This is a genomic window from Pseudomonas syringae pv. tagetis (assembly GCF_022557255.1).
GTDB lineage: Bacteria > Pseudomonadota > Gammaproteobacteria > Pseudomonadales > Pseudomonadaceae > Aquipseudomonas > Aquipseudomonas caricapapayae.
On sequence record NZ_CP092923.1, the window covers coordinates 5,879,165 to 5,896,518 of the forward strand.

The following is a 17,354-nucleotide window of genomic DNA, read 5'->3' on the forward strand; positions in this document are numbered from 1 at the left end:
GTGGATAACTCAGTCTTTCCTGATTTTCACCGGCCGCTTCCAGCCTTCGATATTGCGTTGGCGAGCGCGGGCGACGCCGAGTTGTTCAGCGGGCACGTTCTGCGTGATGGTCGAACCGGCTGCTGTCGTCGCACCGTCAAGGATATCCACAGGCGCAACCAGAGAGTTGTTCGAGCCAATGAAAACGTCTGCACCCAACGTGGTCTTGTGCTTGTTGGCACCATCGTAGTTACAGGTGATGGTACCGGCGCCGATATTCGTGCGTGCGCCTACCTCGGCGTCACCCAGGTAAGTCAGATGGCCAACCTTGGCACCCTCTCCCAGCTTCGCATTCTTGAGTTCCACAAAGTTACCCACATGCGCCTTGGCCCCCAGAACGCTGCCTGGTCGCAAACGTGCGAACGGACCGGCATCGCTGCCCTCGCCCAGAATTGCGCCTTCGATGTGGCTGTTGGCTTTGACAACGACACCCTTGCGCAACGTGCTGTCCTTGATCACGCAGTTAGGACCGATCACCACATCGTCTTCGATCACTACCTTGCCTTCGAGGATGACGTTGATGTCGATCAGCACATCCCGCCCGACGCTGACGTCGCCGCGTACATCGAATCGCGCAGGGTCGCGCAGGGTCACACCACCTGCCATCAGACGACGAGCTTCACGCAACTGGTAATGACGCTCCAGCTCGGAGAGCTGTCTGCGATCATTTGCACCCTGTACTTCCATAGCGTCGTGGGGTTGCTCTGTTGCGACGACCAGTCCGTCATTGACAGCCATGGCGATGACGTCAGTCAGGTAATACTCGCCCTGGGCATTATTGTTGGAGAGCCGCCCCAGCCAGTCAGCAAGATGTCTGGCGGGCACCGCAAGAATTCCGGTATTGCCTTCGGTGATAGCTTTCTGCACATCGCTGGCGTCCTTGTGCTCGACAATGGCGCAGACACGATTCTGCTCATCGCGAACGATACGGCCGTAGCCTGTAGGGTCATCCAGCGTAACGGTCAACAGACCCAGCTGCTGCGGGGTGACGAGTTTGAGCAGGCGCGCAAGCGTATCCACTTCGATCAGCGGTACATCGCCATAAAGAATCAACACGGTCTCGGCCGTCAGCGCCGGCAGCGCCTGAGCAACGGCATGACCTGTGCCGAGTTGCTTGTCCTGCATCACGAAATTCAGATCATCTGCCGCCAGCTGTTCACGTACAGCATCCGCGCCGTGGCCGATCACCACATGTATTCCACTTGGGGATAACTGACGTGCGCTGTGGATAACATGACCGAGCATGGAATTGCCCGCCACCGGGTGCAGGACCTTGGGCAGGGCCGAGCGCATCCGGGTACCTTGGCCAGCAGCGAGAATAACGATATCGAGAGACATGATAGGACTACCAACTGAGCGGCAACCGGGCCGAAGACGGGCTGACCTGAAAGAGGAAATCTGAAAAAAGAAAAAGGGTAGCCGAGGCTACCCTTTTTCTCAATCGCATCGAATCCGGCGGGGTTAGCCGCCGAACTTCTTGCGAATTTGCTGAACGGTGCGCAGCTGAGCTGCAGCCTCGGCCAGACGAGCAGTGGCAGATCCGTAGTCGAAATCTGCGCCCTTCTCGTTCAGGGCCTTCTCGGCAGCCAGTACGGCCGCCTGAGCAGAAGCTTCATCCAGGTCGGCAGCACGTTGCACAGTATCGGCAAGCACCTTGACCATGTTCGGCTGAACCTCAAGGAAACCACCGGAGATGTAGAACACCTCGGCTTCCCCACCCTGCTTGATCAAGCGGATCGGGCCCGGCTTCAGATCAGTGATCAGCGGCGCGTGGCCTGGAGCGATACCGATATCACCCAGGTTGCCGTGCGCAATCACCATCTCGACCAGACCGGAGAAGATTTCCCCTTCCGCGCTGACGATGTCGCAATGGACTGTCATAGCCATTTGCTTGCCTCAACCTAATAGCGCCCGTTGCCAGGCGCCGGGATTACAGTTTCTTGGCTTTCTCGATCGCTTCTTCGATGCCGCCGACCATGTAGAACGCTTGTTCTGGCAGGTGGTCGTAGTCACCGTTGAGGATGCCTTTGAAGCCAGCAATGGTGTCTTTCAGGGAAACGTATTTACCCGAAGCACCGGTGAAGACTTCTGCCACGAAGAAAGGCTGGGACAGGAAGCGCTGGATCTTACGAGCACGGTTAACCAACTGTTTGTCGGTCTCCGACAGCTCGTCCATACCCAGAATCGCGATGATGTCTTTCAGCTCTTTGTAGCGCTGCAACACATACTGAACACCGCGAGCGGTGTCGTAGTGTTCTTGGCCAATGACGTTCGGGTCCAGCTGGCGCGATGTCGAGTCCAGTGGATCTACCGCCGGGTAGATACCCAGGGATGCGATGTCACGGGACAGTACGACGGTGGCGTCCAAGTGGGCAAACGTGGTCGCTGGCGACGGGTCAGTCAAGTCGTCCGCGGGTACGTATACGGCCTGGATCGAGGTGATCGAACCATTCTTGGTGGAAGTGATGCGCTCTTGCAGAGTGCCCATCTCTTCAGCCAGGGTCGGCTGGTAACCTACTGCGGAAGGCATACGGCCCAGCAGTGCGGATACTTCAGTACCGGCCAGGGTGTAACGATAGATGTTGTCGACGAACAACAGAACGTCGTTACCTTCGTCACGGAACTTCTCGGCCATGGTCAGGCCGGTCAGTGCTACGCGCAGACGGTTACCCGGCGGCTCGTTCATCTGACCGTAAACCAGTGCCACTTTGTCCAGAACGTTGGAGTCCTTCATCTCGTGGTAGAAGTCGTTACCCTCACGAGTACGCTCACCCACACCGGCGAACACGGAATAACCGCTGTGCTCGATGGCGATGTTACGGATCAGTTCCATCATGTTTACGGTCTTGCCGACACCGGCACCACCGAACAGACCGACTTTACCGCCCTTGGCAAACGGGCAGACCAGGTCGATAACCTTGATGCCGGTTTCCAGAAGGTCGTTGCCGCCTGCCTGCTCAGCGAAGGACGGTGCAGGACGGTGAATGCCCCAGCGCTCTTCGGTGGCAATCGGACCGGCTTCGTCGATCGGGTTGCCCAGCACGTCCATGATCCGGCCCAGCGTCGCTTTACCGACCGGTACAGAAATGGCTGCGCCAGAGTCTGTTACTTCCAGACCACGCTTCAGACCCTCGGTGGAGCCCATCGCAATGGTACGAACCACGCCGTCGCCCAGCTGCTGCTGAACTTCCAGAGTGGTTCCTGCCGCGCTTTGAACTTCCAGCGCGTTGTAGATGCTCGGTACGCTATCGCGTGGGAATTCCACGTCGATCACGGCGCCGATGATTTGAACGATACGTCCGCTACTCATTAGCTGGTTCCTCTAATATTTGAACCGTTAAACCGCGGCAGCGCCGCCGACGATTTCCGAGATCTCTTGGGTGATCGCTGCCTGACGCGCCTTGTTGTAGATCAGCTGCAAATCGCTGATCAAATCACCGGCGTTGTCTGTGGCGTTCTTCATCGCGATCATCCGCGCTGCTTGTTCAGCTGCGTTGTTCTCGACCACCGCCTGGTACACCTGCGATTCCACGTAGCGAACCATAAGGCCGTCTAGCAGCTCTTTGGCATCGGGTTCGTAGAGATAGTCCCAGTGGTGCTTGAGCCCTTGATCCGGGGTTGCCACCAGTGGAATCAATTGCTCCACAGTGGGTTGCTGGGTCATGGTATTGATGAACTTGTTGGATACCACGGACAGGCGATCAATACGGCCATCCAGGTAGGCATCCAGCATCACCTTGACGCTGCCGATCAAGTCGTTGATCGACGGCTCTTCGCCCAGGTGGCTGATCGCAGCGACGACGTTACCGCCGAAGTTGCGGAAAAATGCCGCACCTTTGCTGCCGACCACGCACAGATCGATCTCTACACCGTTTTCACGGTTCACCGCCATGTCCTTGACCAGAGTCTTGAACAGGTTGGTATTCAAGCCACCACACAGACCACGGTCACTGCTCACTACGACATAACCGACGCGCTTAACAGGGCGTTCGATCATGAACGGGTGGCGGTACTCCGGGTTGGCGTTTGCCAGATGACCAATCACCTGACGAATACGCTCCGCGTAAGGACGGCTAGCAGCCATGCGCATTTGAGCCTTGCGCATTTTGCTGACCGCCACTTTTTCCATGGCGCTGGTGATCTTTTGCGTGCTTTTGATGCTCGCAATCTTGCTGCGAATCTCTTTTGCGCCTGCCATGTAACACCTATCAGGTTAGCAAGCGGGAGCCTTGCGGCCCCCGCTGCGGCTTACCAGGTTTGGGTGGCCTTGAACTTCTCGATGCCGGCTTTCATGCCAGAATCGATTTCGTCATTGAAGTCACCCTTCACGTTGATCTTCGCCATCAAATCGGCGTGATCGCGGTTGAAGTAAGCAATCAGCGCTTGTTCAAAGCTGCCAATCTTGGCGATTTCGACGTCAGTCAGGAACCCACGCTCAGCGGCATACAGCGACAGCGCCATGTCAGCGATCGACATTGGTGCGTATTGCTTCTGCTTCATCAGCTCGGTAACGCGCTGACCATGCTCAAGTTGCTTGCGGGTCGCCTCGTCCAGGTCAGAAGCGAACTGAGCAAATGCTGCCAGTTCACGGTACTGAGCCAGAGCGGTACGGATACCACCGGACAGCTTCTTGATGATCTTGGTCTGAGCAGCACCACCCACACGGGATACCGAAACACCGGCGTTCACAGCCGGACGGATGCCGGAGTTGAACATGGCCGATTCCAGGAAGATCTGACCGTCGGTGATGGAAATCACGTTGGTCGGAACGAACGCGGAAACGTCGCCAGCCTGGGTTTCGATGATCGGCAATGCGGTCAGGGAACCGGTTTTGCCGGTCACTGCGCCGTTGGTGAACTTCTCTACGTACTCTTCGGAAACACGCGATGCGCGCTCCAGCAGACGGGAGTGGAGATAGAACACATCGCCTGGGTAAGCTTCACGGCCTGGTGGACGGCGCAGCAGCAGGGAGATCTGGCGGTAGGCCACTGCTTGCTTGGACAGATCGTCATAAACGATCAGCGCGTCTTCACCGCGGTCGCGGAAGAATTCACCCATGGTGCAACCCGAGTACGGTGCAAGGAACTGCAGCGCAGCGGATTCGGAAGCACTTGCAGCCACGACGATGGTGTTAGCCAGTGCGCCGTTTTCTTCGAGCTTGCGAACGACGTTGGCAATGGTCGATTGCTTCTGACCGATAGCTACGTATACGCAGAAGATGCCGCTGTTCTTCTGGTTGATGATTGCGTCGATGGCCAGAGCGGTTTTACCGATCTGACGGTCACCGATGATCAGCTCGCGCTGGCCACGGCCGACAGGAATCATGGCATCGACAGCCTTGTAGCCAGTCTGTACAGGCTGGTCTACCGACTTACGCCAGATCACGCCTGGAGCAACTTTCTCGACCGCATCGGTCTCGGTGTTGTTCAGCGGACCTTTGCCGTCAACTGGGTTACCCAGTGCATCGACAACGCGACCCAGCAGTTCCTTACCTACCGGAACCTCGAGGATGCGGCCAGTGCACTTGGCGCTCATGCCTTCAGCCAGAGTCGTATAGGCGCCCAGTACAACGGCACCCACAGAGTCTTGCTCAAGGTTCAGCGCCATACCGTAGACGCCGCCCGGAAACTCGATCATCTCGCCGTACATTACGTCGGCCAGACCGTGAATCCGCACGATACCGTCAGACACGCTGACGACTGTGCCTTCGTTACGGGCTTGGGAGGTTACATCGAGCTTGTCGATGCGACCCTTGATGATTTCACTTATTTCGGAAGGATTGAGTTGCTGCATTGCTCTGCTGCCCCTTCAAACTCAAGATTTCAATGCTTCGGCTAGTTTCGCGATCTTGCCACGAACTGAGCCATCGATAACCAGGTCGCCGGCGCGGATTACGACACCCCCTATCAGAGAGGCATCCTCCGCAGCATGCAGGCGCACTTCCCGGCCGAGCCGTGCACTGAGAACCTTGGCGAGTTTGTCTTGCTGTTCTTGGTTCAATGCGAAAGCACTGGTGACATCCACATCGACCGATTTTTCCTGCTCGGCCTTGTACAGGTCGAACAGTTCGGCGATCTCCGGCAGAAGCGGGAGGCGGTCGTTTTCAGCAACGACGTGGATGAAATTCTGTGCCTTGGCATCGAACTTTTCGCCACACACTTCAATAAAAGTGGTGGCCTTTTGTGCGCTCGTCAGTCGCGGGGCCTTGAGCATGCGCTGCATGGTGTCGTCTTGCGACACCGCAGCAGCCAGGCCGAGCATGGCTGACCAATTGGCCAGCTGCTGGTGGGCCTGCGCGTGCTCGAAGGCCGCCTTTGCGTAAGGTCGGGCCAACGTGGTCAGTTCTGCCATGATCGCCCTCGCTTAAATTTCAGCAGCCAGTTTGTTAACCAGCTCCGCGTGCGCGTTTTGATCGATTGTGGCACCCAGGATCTTCTCTGCACCATTGACTGCCAGGCTACCCAACTGGGCGCGCAAGGCGTCTTTGACACCGTTAAGTTCCTGCTCGATCTCGGCCTGAGCCTGAGCCTTCACACGGTCAGCTTCAACGCGGGCCGTTTCACGGGCTTCGTCGACAATCTGAGTACCGCGTTTCTTGGCTTGCTCAATGATCTCGGCTGCTTGAGCTTTAGCTTCGCGCAGTTGTTGACCCGCTTTTTCTTGGGCCAGCTCCAGGTCGCGAGCTGCTCGGGAAGCAGCGTCCAGTCCATCCGCGATCTTCTTCTGACGTTCGTGCAAAGCCGCGATGACCGGAGGCCACACGAACTTCATGCAAAACAGCACAAAAATGAAGAACGCAACGGACTGGCCAATCAGGGTTGCATTAATGTTCACGCCAACACCTCGCTCGTTCGTTGTCCATCACACCAATCAACTCGAAAATTCGAGTGATCAGCCAGCGAGTTGACCAACGAAGGGGTTCGCAAAGGTGAAGAACAGAGCGATACCAACACCGATCATGGTCACGGCGTCGAGCAGGCCCGCAACGATGAACATTTTAACTTGCAGCATTGGAACCATTTCCGGCTGACGCGCAGCGCCTTCCAGGAATTTGCCGCCCAACAGGCCGAAACCGATTGCAGTACCCAGTGCGCCCAGGCCGATCAACAGTGCAACAGCGATAGCGGTTAGACCAACTACAGTTTCCATCTTTCCTCCCGACTTTTACGTCGTATTGGTTAGGTTTTTTTAATTGAAGCGGTAAAACAAAATCGTTTCTACATCAGCCCTTGCGGGCACCGCCTCGCCAGTGGCGAAGCGGTCATCAGACGCGTCCTGAGACGAATCTCAATGGTTATCTTCGTGAGCCATCGACAGGTAGACGATGGTCAGCATCATGAAGATGAACGCTTGCAGGGTGATGATCAGGATGTGGAACACAGCCCACGCCCACTGCAGCACTACACCCAGACCGCTGAGCCACAACAGACCGCTGCCGAACATCACGGCGATCAGAATGAAGACCAGCTCGCCAGCATACATGTTGCCGAACAGACGCAGAGCCAGGGAAATAGGCTTGGCGATCAGCGTCACGAATTCCAGCAGGAAGTTGACCGGGATCAACAGCGCCTGCACGAACAGGTTCTTGCTGCCGAACGGGTGAAGGGTCAGTTCGCCGATGAAACCGCCGATGCCCTTGACCTTGATGCTGTAGAAAATGATCAGTGCGAACACGGACAGGGCCATGCCCAATGTGGCATTCGGGTCAGTGGTCGGAACGGCACGGAACGGAATGTGCTCGTCGCCTGAAATCAGCATGGCCAGCTGTGGAATCCAGTCCACCGGCACCAGGTCGACCGCGTTCATCAGGAAAACCCAGACGAAGATGGTCAGCGCCAGTGGTGCGATAACCGCACTGCGCCCGTGGAAGCTGTCTTTCACACTGCCGTCGACGAAATCGACCAGAACTTCAACGAAGTTCTGCAGTGCGCCGGGCTGACCGGAAGTTGCCTTCTTGGCCGCCATGCGGAAGATCAGAACGAAAATCAGACCCAACGCAACCGACCAGCCGAGGGTATCGACGTGGAAAGCCCAGAAACCCATTTCCTTGGCTTCTGCTGCGGTGTGGGCAAAGCCCCATTCGCCATTGGGCAGGTGCCCGAATGTAAGGTTCTGCAAGTGGTGCTGGATATAGCCCGAAGCTGTTTGCTCTGCCATGGTTGCCTCAAACGCCCTAAGGTCTCGAAAGTCTTGTTCTCGTAAGCAGGGGAGCGAACCAGTTGACCACCTGGATCAACATGAACACGCCGAATACAGCCAGCGGCGCCAATGGCTTCACACCTGCAAACGTCAATGCAAAAAGCACTGCCGTGAAAATCAGTTTGCCTGCCTCGCCGGCGTAGAACGACCGCACGATGGCTTGCGCTGCTCTGGCCCCGGAAAACCGGAATGCCTTGTGAGCAAAGTATAAATTGGGTAGCCAGGCTATCAGGCCTCCACAGAGTCCCGAATATCCTGCAACGACTCCTTGCCACTGCCACAGCACCAGTGCGGCCATGAGCAACACGATCAATTGGGCCAGCAATAGCGGAAAAACCGCCAGGCGATAGAACGGCAAGCGGTCTGGCATGCGGGATTCCATCGCAACTGCTCCTTTGATGTCGGTCGCCATAATCAATAACTTGGCATAATTTGTGCCGACAAAATGCGCGCAGAGTATAGGGGCGGTTCAGCCCCTATTCAACAGTCGGGTAGTGATTTCCGACTATACGCTACAGAGCAATTGTTTCAGCGGATGTGGGCAAGCACTCCCTGCAGCTCGTCAAGGGAGTTGTAACGGATGACCAATTGCCCTTTGCCCTTCTGCCCGTGACGAATCTGCACCGCAGAGCCTAAACGCTCAGCCAGACGCTGTTCGAGGCGACTGATATCGGGGTCAGTCCTGACCGGTTCGGCAGCCTCCGGCTTGCCGCTCAGCCATTGCCTGACCAGTGCCTCAGTCTGGCGCACGGTAAGCCCGCGTGCGACAACATGTCGCGCACCTTCGACCTGCCGGTCCTCACTGAGACCGAGCAACGCGCGCGCGTGGCCCATTTCCAGGTCGCCATGCGACAGCATGGTCTTGATGGCCTCAGGCAAGGCAATCAGGCGCAACAGGTTTGCCACACTGACCCGAGACTTGCCGACGGCATCCGCCACCTGCTGCTGGGTCAGTTGAAACTCCTGCTGCAAGCGCTGCAGCGCCATGGCTTCTTCGATGGGATTGAGGTCTTCGCGCTGGATGTTTTCGATCAGCGCCATCGCAATCGCGGTTTCGTCCGGCACATCACGAACCATCGCCGGGATCGTCTCGACACCGGCCTGCTGGCTCGCGCGCCAGCGACGCTCGCCGGCGATGATTTCAAACCGGTTGTCACCGATCGGACGCACCACGATCGGCTGCATCACGCCTTGCGATTTGATCGACTGGGCCAGCTCTTCCAGTGCCTGCGGGTCCATATCACGGCGCGGCTGATACTTGCCGCGCTGGATCAGGTCCAGCGGCACATGCTGCAACTCACTTGGCGGGGCCTTCACGGCCTGCTCTTCCAGCGAACTGACGGTTGGACTGCTCAGAAGTGCGTCCAACCCACGTCCGAGACCTCGTTTCTTGACGGCCATGGGAATTCCTTAGGTTGGCTGAGCGGTTTTTGCGCCGCGACGTTGACGACGGACCAGTTCACTTGCCAGGGCCAGGTAGGCCAGTGCACCGCGAGATGACTTGTCATACGCCAGCACAGGCATGCCGAAACTCGGTGCTTCGGCAAGGCGAATGTTTCTCGGGATCACGGTGTCGTACAGCTGCTCGCCAAAGTGTTCCTTGAGCTGCGCGGAAACATCATTGATCAGGCTCAGCCGCGGATCATACATCGTGCGCAGCAGACCTTCGATCTTCAACTGCGGATTGAGCAATTCACCGATGCGCTTGATGTTATCCACAAGGTCGCTAAGACCTTCGAGCGCAAAGTATTCACACTGCATGGGGATAATTACACCGTCTGCCGCAACCAGTGCGTTCAGGGTCAGCATCGACAAAGAGGGTGGGCAGTCGATCAGAATGTAATCGTAATTCTCGCGGATAGGCGCCAGCGCATTGCGCAGACGACTCTCTTTCATCTGCATTTCCAGCAGAACCACCTCGCCCGCCGTCAGATCACGGTTGGCCGGAAGCAGTTGGTAACCACCGTGCTCGGAAAACTGCATGGCCTGGCCCAGATCGCATTCACCGATCAACAGGTCGTAGACCGAGTTTTCCAGATTGTGTTTATCGACACCGCTGCCCATGGTCGCATTGCCCTGGGGATCAAGGTCGATCAACAGCACACGGCGCTTGGTTGCGACCAGTGACGCGGCGAGGTTGATACATGTGGTGGTCTTGCCTACCCCACCTTTTTGGTTCGCTATCGCGAATACCTTAGCCATTCTTGCTTGTGTTCCCCGTCATGCCGTGCGGCGCAGTATCAGCAGATGGCGTTGGCCTTGGCAACCCGGAACGGTCAAGGCGTGTGCGCTATCGAGGTGAAAATCCGAGGGCAATGCTACCAGCTCATCGTCAGGATGCAGCCCTTTCATTGCCAGCCAGCGTGTATTCACGTCGCCCATGTGACGGGTCCAGCCCGTGAAGTCTTCCAGGCTGCTGAACGCACGGGAGATGATCCCGTCGAACGGCGCATCGGGCTGATAATTTTCTGCACGGCTGTGGATAACTTCAAGATTATCCAGTTTCAGCTCCAGTTTGACCTGGGTCTGAAAGCGGGTCTTCTTGCCGTTGCTGTCCAGCAGCGCCACTTTGCGCTGCGGAAACAGGATGGCCATGGGAATGCCGGGCATCCCACCGCCGCTGCCGACGTCGATCCAGCGTGTCCCGTCGATGAACGGCACTACGCTGAGACTGTCGAGCAGGTGCCTCGATACCATTTCGTCCGGATTGCGCACCGCGGTCAGGTTGTAGGCCTTGTTCCACTTGATCAACAGCGCCAGATACGCCAGCAGTTGCTCGTGCTGGACCGGGGTGAGGTCAATTCCCAACTCCCGGGCACCGGTGGATAACTCTTGGGCGTGTTGCGGGGTGACCATAGAACTCAAGCGCTTTGCTCCAACTGACGGCCCGCGCCGCGTTTTTTCAAATGAATCATCAACAGGGAAATCGCTGCGGGTGTGACGCCGGGTATGCGCGACGCCTGCCCAAGTGTTTCCGGACGAGTTATCCCCAGTTTGCTCTGGATTTCCTTGGACAGACCGGAAATGCCGGCGTAATCGATATCTTCTGGCAAACGCGTGTCTTCGCTGGCCCGAAGCCGGGCAATTTCATCTTGCTGACGGTCGATGTAGCCGGCGTATTTTGTCTTGATCTCGACCTGCTCGGCCACCTGTGGATCGGTGCAGCCCTGACCGGTAACGGCAATCAGGCTGGCATAGTCGATTTCCGGGCGGGTCAGCAGGTTGAGCAGGTTGTATTCATGGGTCAGTGGCGTGCCGAAGTGTGCGGCAATTGCATCGCCCTGTTCGGTACCGGGACGCACCCAGGTACTTTTCAAGCGTTGTTCTTCCAGCGCGATGCTTTCGCGTTTGGTACAGAACGCAGCCCAGCGGGCGTCGTCGATCAGGCCCAGTTCACGGCCTTTTTCGGTAAGTCGCAGGTCCGCGTTGTCTTCACGCAGTATCAAACGGTATTCGGCCCTGGACGTGAACATCCGGTAAGGCTCTTGCGTACCGAGCGTGATCAGGTCATCGACCAGAACACCGATGTACGCTTCATCGCGACGCGGGCACCAGCTTTCTCGACCTTGTGCACGCAGTGCGGCGTTGGTCCCGGCCAGCAAACCCTGGGCACCGGCCTCTTCGTAGCCGGTTGTACCGTTGATCTGACCAGCAAAGAACAAACCGCCGATGACTTTGGTTTCCAGGCTGTATTTCAAATCACGCGGATCGAAATAGTCGTATTCGATGGCGTAACCAGGCCGAACGATGTGTGCGTTTTCCATACCGCGAATCGACCGGACGATCTGCAGTTGCACATCGAATGGCAACGAGGTGGAGATCCCGTTCGGGTACAGCTCGTGGGTAGTCAGTCCTTCAGGCTCGATGAAGACCTGGTGGCTTTCCTTGTCGGCAAACCGGTGAATCTTGTCTTCGATCGATGGGCAATAGCGCGGACCAATGCCTTCGATCACGCCTGAATACATCGGCGACCGATCAAGGTTGGAGGCAATGATTTCGTGAGTCCGGGCATTGGTGTGGGTAATCCAGCAGCTCACCTGCGGCGGATGTTGTTCCTTGGAGCCCAGGAACGACATGACCGGAATCGGCGTGTCGCCCGGCTGCTCGGTCATCACCGAGAAATCGACAGAACGCCCGTCGATGCGCGGCGGGGTACCGGTTTTCAATCGGCCTACGCGCAGTGGCAGTTCACGTAACCGGTGAGCAAGTGCGATCGAGGGAGGATCACCTGCACGGCCACCTGAATAGTTCTGCATACCAATGTGGATAAGTCCGCCAAGGAACGTACCTGTGGTCAACACCACGGAATCGGCAAATATGCGCATACCCATCTGGGTCACCACGCCGCGGACCTGATCCTGTTCGACGATCAGGTCGTCGCAGGCCTGTTGAAATATCCACAGGTTGGGCTGATTTTCGAGAGTCTCGCGGATAGCTGCCTTGTACAGCACGCGATCGGCTTGCGCACGGGTTGCACGTACGGCCGGCCCCTTGCGGCTGTTCAGCACGCGGAACTGGATACCGCCCTTATCGGTAGCCATGGCCATGGCACCGCCCAAGGCGTCGATTTCCTTGACCAGGTGGCTTTTACCGATACCACCGATGGCCGGGTTGCAACTCATCTGGCCGAGTGTTTCCACGTTATGGGTCAGCAACAGGGTTTTGACACCCATGCGTGCCGACGCCAGTGCGGCCTCGGTACCGGCATGACCGCCACCGATGACGATCACTTCAAAACGGGAAGGGAAATCCACCACGCACCTCGTGCCTGTTGTCGATGAGAAATTGGGATAGCTGACAAGTATAGGGACTTACCCCACCTGAATGAAACCCGTTGGACAAAATTTAACCAGCTGTGGAAAACTCACGAATAAAGAAAATAAAAAGGAAAGAAAGTTTATAAAGCCTTGTTTTTATGTTTATTCTTACTGAGCCATCTTTCTGTGGATAGATCTCTACAGGCCTTTATATTCGATGTGTACAGAGATTCAAAAGCCTGTGTTCATGTGGGCACGAGGGGTTTGGATAACCTTCCTGAGCCTGTTGATAAGATAGCCACTTGTCCACAGGGCGATTTATCTTCAGGTTCGCACCCTGCTTACCCACCGAGCTAAGGGGCGGTTATTCACAGGGCTTAATCCACAAAAAAACGGCTCTTCAGAAAAAATCGGGCGCGGAAAATCCCTATCTCGGGTATTTCTACTCGTCAGATTCAGGTGTTGAGGCAAAGTAAAGGAGGACATGCCGGAGTATGTGGATAACGCTGCAGCAGAAAGCGGCGTCTTGTGCTGCTTGAAGGCATGACCCAGGACGGGCCATGCCGGGAGGTTTATTTGCCGATGCAGAAGCTGGAGAAGATTCTGCCAAGCAGATCATCGGAGCTGAATGCGCCGGTAATTTCGCCAAGCGCCTGTTGAGCCTGGCGCAGATCTTCGGCCAGCAGCTCCCCTGCGCCCGCCAGGGTGAGTTGAGCCCTGCCGTGCTCCAGCGAGTCACTGGCATGGCGCAGCGCCTCAAGGTGGCGTCGACGTGCGCTGAAGCTGCTTTCCGATGTTTGCTCATAGCCCATGCAGGCTTTGAGATGCTCGCGCAGCAGTTCAAGCCCTTCGCCACCCGACCTGGCGCTCAGGCTGATGGTGACGTGGCCATCAACGCTGGTTTGCAGATCGACAGGGTCTCCACTCAGATCTGCCTTGTTGCGTATCAGCGTGACTTTCGACGGGGCCGGGCGCTGCTCGAGGAATTCGGGCCACAATGCAAACGGGTCTGCTGCCTCCGGCGCGGTCGCATCCACCACCAGCAGAATCCGGTCTGCTTCACCGATGGCCTTGAGTGCGCGCTGCACGCCGATCATTTCCACCTGGTCTTGAGTATCCCGCAGCCCAGCGGTGTCGACGACGTGCAAGGGCATTCCGTCTATATGGATGTGTTCACGCAGTACATCACGGGTTGTGCCGGCGATCTCGGTGACAATTGCTGCCTCTCTGCCTGCCAGTGCGTTCAACAAGCTTGATTTGCCGGCATTCGGACGTCCGGCGATCACGACGGTCATCCCATCGCGCAATAACGCCCCCTGACCTGCCTCACGCATTACTGTGGATAACTCCATACGCACGTCATCGAGCATGCTCAGGACATGGCCATCGGCAAGGAAGTCGATTTCCTCTTCGGGAAAGTCGATTGCAGCCTCTACGTAGATGCGCAGGCTGATCAATTTCTCGGTCAAGTTATCCACACGCCGGGAGAAAGCGCCCTGCAATGAGCGCAGTGCATTGCGCGCCGCCTGTGCAGAACTCGCCTCGATCAAGTCGGCAATGGCTTCAGCCTGAGCAAGATCGAGCTTGTCATTGAGAAACGCGCGCTCGCTGAATTCCCCCGGGCGAGCGAGACGGCTGCCCAGTTGCAGGCAGCGCTGCAACAGCATATCCAGAACGATTGGGCCGCCGTGGCCCTGAAGTTCCAGCACGTCCTCGCCGGTGAACGAGTTGGGTCCGGGAAAATACAGCGCGATCCCCTCATCGAGTACATGTCCGGCTTCGTCGACAAAAGGCCCGTATTGGGCGAATCGTGGCTTCGGCGTGTGGCCGATGATGGCTTCAGCCGTCTTGCCGGCCAGAGGACCTGATACACGGACGATACCGACACCGCCTCGCCCTTGGGCTGTAGCGATGGCGACGATGGTTTCACGAGGAACGTTCATGGTCCGGCTCCAGGACAAATGACGGATAGCAAAACGCCCCACTAGGGGGCGTCTTGTACAACCTGTTCACAGGTTAGATCAGGCAGCTGCTTTCTTGGTAGCCGCTTCGATCTTGCGAGTGATGTAAGCCTGCTGTGCAATCGACAGGGTGTTGTTCACAACCCAGTACAGAACCAGACCGGCAGGGAACCACAGGAAGAAGAACGTGAAAATGATCGGCATCATTTTCATGACCTTGGCCTGCATCGGGTCCGGCGGAGTCGGGTTCAGACGCTGCTGGATGAACATGGTTGCGCCCATGATGATCGGCAGGATAAAGAACGGGTCCTTGATCGACAGGTCAGTTATCCACAGGATCCACGGTGCCTGACGCATTTCCACACTTTCCAGGAGTACCCAGTACAGTGAAAGGAAAACCGGCATCTGTACAAGAATCGGCAAGCATCCACCCAGTGGGTTGATCTTCTCTTTCTTGTACAGCTCCATCATGGCCTGGGACATCTTCTGACGGTCGTCGCCATGCTGCTCCTTCAGCAATGCAAGCTTCGGAGCCACGGCGCGCATGCGTGCCATCGACTTGTAGCTGGCTGCGGACAGCGGGAAGAACAGACCTTTGATCAGCATGGTCAGCACGATGATCGACCAGCCCCAGTTACCGAGAATGGCGTGGATATGCTGCAGCAACCAGAAGATAGGCTGGGCAATGAACCACAGGAAACCGTAGTCGACTGTCAGTTCCAGACCTGGGGATAACTCTTTGAGTACCGCCTGGCTTTTCGGACCTGCGTACAGCGTGGCGCTGGTTTCGCCCTGTGCACCAGGTGCAACCGACAGCGTCGGGCTGGTGAAACCGATGATGTAATTGCCCTGGCTGTCTTTGCGGGTCTGAACGGCATTGGTGGCATTGTGATCAGGAATCCACGCGGTCACGAAGTAGTGTTGCAGCCATGCAACCCAGCCGCCCTGAACGGTTTCCTTGACCTGACCCTTGTCGATATCTTTCATCGACACTTTTTTGTACGGCTCGGCCGCAGTCCACAGTGCTGCACCCAGATAGGTGGCTGTACCGGTGGCAGTGGTCGACGAAGGATCGGAGCTGGCGTCACGCTTCAGTTGCGCGAACAGATTACCGGACCAGGGTTGCGCGCTCTGGTTATCCACAACATAGGTCATGACCAGATCGTACAGGCCGCGCTTGAAAGTGAAGCGCTTGATGTAATTGACGCCGTTTTCCGAGAATTTCAGCTCCACGACCATCGTGTCCTGGCCGTCAGCCAGTTGATAAGTCTTTTGCGTGGAGGAATAAACCGGACGACCGGCGGCGCGTGCATCAGGACCGTTCGTTCCAGTCAGGCCGCTTTGCGCCAGAAAAGTACGTTCGCCGCCATTGTCGAACAGCTGAAACGGAACATCAGGACGATCCTGACGACGCGGATACAGAGGCAGGCGAAGCTGAACGACGTCGCCCCCCACCGGATCGATCGCCAGATCGAGCACATCGGTCTTGACGTGGATAAGGTCTTTGCTGGCTACGGCCGGAGTTTCAAGAGGTGCTGCGGCAGTGTTGGCAGTAGCGCTTGGAACGTCGGCACTTGCAGAACCATTAGTACCAGCGGCCGTATCCGGAATACCCGGCGCGGTGGTGCTGGCTGCAACATTCTGGGTCGGCATGGCAGCCTGGCCATAGTCTTGGTTCCATTTCAGAACCCCGACGTAGGTCACGATTGCCAGGGCGACGATCAGGATCGTGCGTTTAATATCCATGATTACTCGGCCATCGAAGAAGAACGGGAGGTGGGGACAGCTGGAACCGGGTCATAACCACCGGGATTCCACGGGTGACAGCGACCCAGGCGACGAATTGACAGCCAGCCACCGCGCAAAAGGCCATGATTCTCGATGGCTTCATACGCGTAGCAGGAGCAGCTGGGGTAGAAACGACAGTGACTGGCCATCAGCGGGCTAATGGCATAGCGATAAAACTGGATCGGAACGAGTGCCAGTTTACGCATCTGGACTGTCTACCCCTGCAGTTTCGGATTTTTTTTCCGGAATGGGTCGGCTACGCGCCAGACGTTTCCAGAGCTTGCCGAAATGCTGAATCAGTTCAGGGTTTTCTACGTCACCCAAACCTTTACGCGCGACGATAACGATATCCCAACCGACCAAACTGTCTTGGTGTTGGCGAAATGATTCGCGCATCAGGCGTTTCAAACGATTGCGCTCGACGGAGAGCTTCACGCTCTTTTTACCTATCACCAGCCCCAGCCGGGGATGATCAAGGTCGTTGTTGCGCGCAAGGAGCAGGAGATTTTTCCCCGGAACCTTGCCGGTAGGGGAGTCAAAGACTGCCTTGAAATGCCGGGGGGTCAGCAAACGCTTCTCCCGACTGAAGTCTCGACTCACCTCCTGTGCC

18 protein-coding genes are annotated in these 17,354 nt (G+C 56.9%); all 18 read right to left on the reverse strand.

The genetic code is table 11. From position 1 onward, the window contains the following. Positions 1–9 precede the first annotated feature (9 nt). Positions 10–1,377 carry a bifunctional UDP-N-acetylglucosamine diphosphorylase/glucosamine-1-phosphate N-acetyltransferase GlmU gene (glmU, locus tag MME58_RS26315; protein ID WP_054985599.1) on the reverse strand — a complete coding sequence of 456 codons (1,368 nt, stop codon included), beginning with the start codon at positions 1,375–1,377 and terminating at the stop codon, positions 10–12. A 123-nt stretch (positions 1,378–1,500) separates the two neighbouring features. After that, the gene (locus MME58_RS26320) at positions 1,501–1,926 is read right to left on the reverse strand and encodes a F0F1 ATP synthase subunit epsilon (RefSeq protein WP_003413751.1); all 426 of its coding nucleotides are present in this window, start codon (positions 1,924–1,926) and stop codon (positions 1,501–1,503) included. A gap of 43 nt (positions 1,927–1,969) precedes the next feature. Next, a complete protein-coding gene (gene atpD, locus MME58_RS26325) occupies positions 1,970–3,349 on the reverse strand; it encodes a F0F1 ATP synthase subunit beta (protein WP_002555982.1) in 1,380 nt (459 codons plus the stop codon). Positions 3,350–3,376: 27 nt separating this feature from the next. Beyond that, a complete protein-coding gene (atpG, locus tag MME58_RS26330) occupies positions 3,377–4,237 on the reverse strand; it encodes a F0F1 ATP synthase subunit gamma (protein ID WP_003367855.1) in 861 nt (286 codons plus the stop codon). A 50-nt stretch (positions 4,238–4,287) separates the two neighbouring features. After that, positions 4,288–5,832 (reverse strand): F0F1 ATP synthase subunit alpha, encoded by a 1,545-nt coding sequence (atpA, locus tag MME58_RS26335; RefSeq protein WP_002555984.1) that lies wholly within the window; start codon positions 5,830–5,832, stop codon positions 4,288–4,290. A 21-nt stretch (positions 5,833–5,853) separates the two neighbouring features. Then, the gene (locus MME58_RS26340; RefSeq protein ID WP_003315956.1) at positions 5,854–6,390 is read right to left on the reverse strand and encodes a F0F1 ATP synthase subunit delta; all 537 of its coding nucleotides are present in this window, start codon (positions 6,388–6,390) and stop codon (positions 5,854–5,856) included. Between the two features lie 12 nt (positions 6,391–6,402). Beyond that, positions 6,403–6,873, reverse strand: coding sequence for a F0F1 ATP synthase subunit B (locus MME58_RS26345; protein WP_003401414.1), 471 nt, complete (start codon positions 6,871–6,873; stop codon positions 6,403–6,405). A 57-nt stretch (positions 6,874–6,930) separates the two neighbouring features. Beyond that, a complete protein-coding gene (gene atpE, locus MME58_RS26350) occupies positions 6,931–7,188 on the reverse strand; it encodes a F0F1 ATP synthase subunit C (RefSeq protein WP_002555987.1) in 258 nt (85 codons plus the stop codon). A 138-nt stretch (positions 7,189–7,326) separates the two neighbouring features. Further along, entirely contained in the window at positions 7,327–8,196 is an 870-nt protein-coding gene (atpB, locus tag MME58_RS26355) for a F0F1 ATP synthase subunit A (RefSeq protein ID WP_002555988.1), read from the reverse strand. A gap of 16 nt (positions 8,197–8,212) precedes the next feature. Next, complete coding sequence (locus MME58_RS26360) at positions 8,213–8,620, reverse strand: F0F1 ATP synthase subunit I (protein WP_002555989.1); 408 nt, start codon at positions 8,618–8,620, stop codon at positions 8,213–8,215. Between the two features lie 146 nt (positions 8,621–8,766). Continuing rightward, on the reverse strand, positions 8,767–9,639 hold the full coding sequence (locus MME58_RS26365) for a ParB/RepB/Spo0J family partition protein (RefSeq protein WP_054985598.1): 873 nt from the start codon (positions 9,637–9,639) through the stop codon (positions 8,767–8,769). 9 nt (positions 9,640–9,648) lie between these two features. Beyond that, entirely contained in the window at positions 9,649–10,440 is a 792-nt protein-coding gene (locus MME58_RS26370; RefSeq protein ID WP_054985597.1) for a ParA family protein, read from the reverse strand. 18 nt (positions 10,441–10,458) lie between these two features. Beyond that, positions 10,459–11,103 carry a 16S rRNA (guanine(527)-N(7))-methyltransferase RsmG gene (gene rsmG, locus MME58_RS26375; RefSeq protein WP_055006593.1) on the reverse strand — a complete coding sequence of 215 codons (645 nt, stop codon included), beginning with the start codon at positions 11,101–11,103 and terminating at the stop codon, positions 10,459–10,461. Next, the gene (gene mnmG, locus MME58_RS26380) at positions 11,100–12,992 is read right to left on the reverse strand and encodes a tRNA uridine-5-carboxymethylaminomethyl(34) synthesis enzyme MnmG (RefSeq protein ID WP_054985604.1); all 1,893 of its coding nucleotides are present in this window, start codon (positions 12,990–12,992) and stop codon (positions 11,100–11,102) included. Before mnmG ends, rsmG begins: the two co-directional genes overlap by 4 nt. A 575-nt stretch (positions 12,993–13,567) precedes the next feature. Continuing rightward, entirely contained in the window at positions 13,568–14,938 is a 1,371-nt protein-coding gene (mnmE, locus tag MME58_RS26385; RefSeq protein WP_055006594.1) for a tRNA uridine-5-carboxymethylaminomethyl(34) synthesis GTPase MnmE, read from the reverse strand. 78 nt (positions 14,939–15,016) lie between these two features. Then, positions 15,017–16,702, reverse strand: coding sequence for a membrane protein insertase YidC (gene yidC, locus MME58_RS26390; RefSeq protein ID WP_054985594.1), 1,686 nt, complete (start codon positions 16,700–16,702; stop codon positions 15,017–15,019). A gap of 2 nt (positions 16,703–16,704) precedes the next feature. Beyond that, positions 16,705–16,950, reverse strand: coding sequence for a membrane protein insertion efficiency factor YidD (yidD, locus tag MME58_RS26395; RefSeq protein WP_002551313.1), 246 nt, complete (start codon positions 16,948–16,950; stop codon positions 16,705–16,707). After that, on the reverse strand, positions 16,943–17,344 hold the full coding sequence (gene rnpA, locus MME58_RS26400) for a ribonuclease P protein component (RefSeq protein ID WP_054985593.1): 402 nt from the start codon (positions 17,342–17,344) through the stop codon (positions 16,943–16,945). The genes yidD and rnpA overlap by 8 nt, the downstream gene beginning before the upstream one ends. Positions 17,345–17,354: the final 10 nt, after the last annotated feature.

Excerpts from the sequence above, each read along its gene's own strand:
- glmU (WP_054985599.1), bottom strand. The coding sequence starts at position 1,377 with ATGTCTCTCGATATCGTTATTCTCGCTGCTGGCCAAGGTACCCGGATG.
- MME58_RS26320 (WP_003413751.1), bottom strand. The coding sequence starts at position 1,926 with ATGGCTATGACAGTCCATTGCGACATCGTCAGCGCGGAAGGGGAAATC.
- atpD (WP_002555982.1), bottom strand. The coding sequence starts at position 3,349 with ATGAGTAGCGGACGTATCGTTCAAATCATCGGCGCCGTGATCGACGTG.
- atpG (WP_003367855.1), bottom strand. The coding sequence starts at position 4,237 with ATGGCAGGCGCAAAAGAGATTCGCAGCAAGATTGCGAGCATCAAAAGC.
- atpA (WP_002555984.1), bottom strand. The coding sequence starts at position 5,832 with ATGCAGCAACTCAATCCTTCCGAAATAAGTGAAATCATCAAGGGTCGC.
- MME58_RS26340 (WP_003315956.1), bottom strand. The coding sequence starts at position 6,390 with ATGGCAGAACTGACCACGTTGGCCCGACCTTACGCAAAGGCGGCCTTC.
- atpE (WP_002555987.1), bottom strand. The coding sequence starts at position 7,188 with ATGGAAACTGTAGTTGGTCTAACCGCTATCGCTGTTGCACTGTTGATC.
- atpB (WP_002555988.1), bottom strand. The coding sequence starts at position 8,196 with ATGGCAGAGCAAACAGCTTCGGGCTATATCCAGCACCACTTGCAGAAC.
- MME58_RS26360 (WP_002555989.1), bottom strand. The coding sequence starts at position 8,620 with ATGGAATCCCGCATGCCAGACCGCTTGCCGTTCTATCGCCTGGCGGTT.
- MME58_RS26365 (WP_054985598.1), bottom strand. The coding sequence starts at position 9,639 with ATGGCCGTCAAGAAACGAGGTCTCGGACGTGGGTTGGACGCACTTCTG.
- MME58_RS26370 (WP_054985597.1), bottom strand. The coding sequence starts at position 10,440 with ATGGCTAAGGTATTCGCGATAGCGAACCAAAAAGGTGGGGTAGGCAAG.
- mnmE (WP_055006594.1), bottom strand. The coding sequence starts at position 14,938 with ATGAACGTTCCTCGTGAAACCATCGTCGCCATCGCTACAGCCCAAGGG.
- yidC (WP_054985594.1), bottom strand. The coding sequence starts at position 16,702 with ATGGATATTAAACGCACGATCCTGATCGTCGCCCTGGCAATCGTGACC.
- yidD (WP_002551313.1), bottom strand. The coding sequence starts at position 16,950 with ATGCGTAAACTGGCACTCGTTCCGATCCAGTTTTATCGCTATGCCATT.